Origin of the sequence: Roseivirga echinicomitans, from assembly GCF_001592935.1 — a bacterium.
GTDB classification, from domain to species: Bacteria; Bacteroidota; Bacteroidia; order Cytophagales; family Cyclobacteriaceae; genus Roseivirga; species Roseivirga echinicomitans.
Genome location: NZ_LRDB01000037.1, coordinates 1 through 1,059 on the forward strand (window position 1 = coordinate 1; position 1,059 = coordinate 1,059).

Here is a 1,059-nt window from a genome sequence, read left to right on the forward strand (position 1 = left end):
ATAAGAGACAGACTGATAACTGATAACTGATAACTGATAACTGATAACTGATAACTGATAACTGATAACTGATAAACAATGATTAAGAACTACTTAAGACTTGCCTATAGAAGATTGTTAAAAGATAAATTCTTTTCAGTGCTGAATATCACAGGGCTTACCGTTGGAGTTACTTCGTTTATCTTATTGTCCTTATATGTAAGGCAAGAGCTGAGCTTTGATAAATTCCATACCAATGGGGAAAGGATTTACGCCTTGGCGGAAAATGTTAATACTCAAAATGGTTCAGAAGTATGGGAGAGTTATAGAGTGAGCTATGCCGCATTAATGAAAGATCGTATACCAGAGTTTCAGAAAATGGCCATGCTGGGTTTTGTGAGCGGAAAATTGGTCAAACTGGGGAAGGAGAATTTTCATGAAGATGGTATTTTGTGGGCAAACGATGAGGTTTTTGAAATTTTTGATTTTCCTATCATTGAGGGAGTAACTAAACTGAGTGAGCCTGGTACGGCCGTTATTAGTAAAACCACAGCTGAAAAATATTTTGGCACAGAGAACCCTATTGGGAAAGTCTTCGAACTTGAGAAAGATGGTAAGTTTGAAATAACTGCAGTGGTGGAAGATGCTCCTGTTAACTCTCACATTCAATTCAATTTTTTGATTTCAAGCTTTAATGCGCTGAAAGAGGCCGCTGAAAGGTTTGATGGAAGGGGAGGGACGGTTTCTGCCAACTATATTCTAATGCCAGAAGATGTAGACCTTGACAAGCTCATTGGTAAAATTGATCAATTAATTCTCTCCGATTGGCCAGACCATGCCATAAGAAAAGAAGAAAATGGAGAATTAATAAATAATGCCTTTTTCTTTCCCTATGAAGATATCCATTTAAAATCTGGCTTTACATTTAGCCCATTTACGGTCAGCGATATTCGGTACGTTTATTTGTTTGGCAGTGTCGCGATCTTGATTTTGATTATTGCTTGCTTGAACTATATCAATATGGTTACTGCAAGGTCGATTAAGAGAATCAAGGAGATAGGTTTAAGAAAAGTAATGGGG

At 37.2% G+C, this 1,059-nt stretch carries 1 protein-coding gene; it reads left to right on the forward strand.

Annotated features, from left to right (window positions below; translation table 11 throughout):
• Window positions 1-78: 78 nt before the first annotated feature.
• On the forward strand, window positions 79-1,059 hold a 981-nt coding region (locus AWN68_RS13350; protein ID WP_172796070.1), incomplete at its 3' end, for an ABC transporter permease.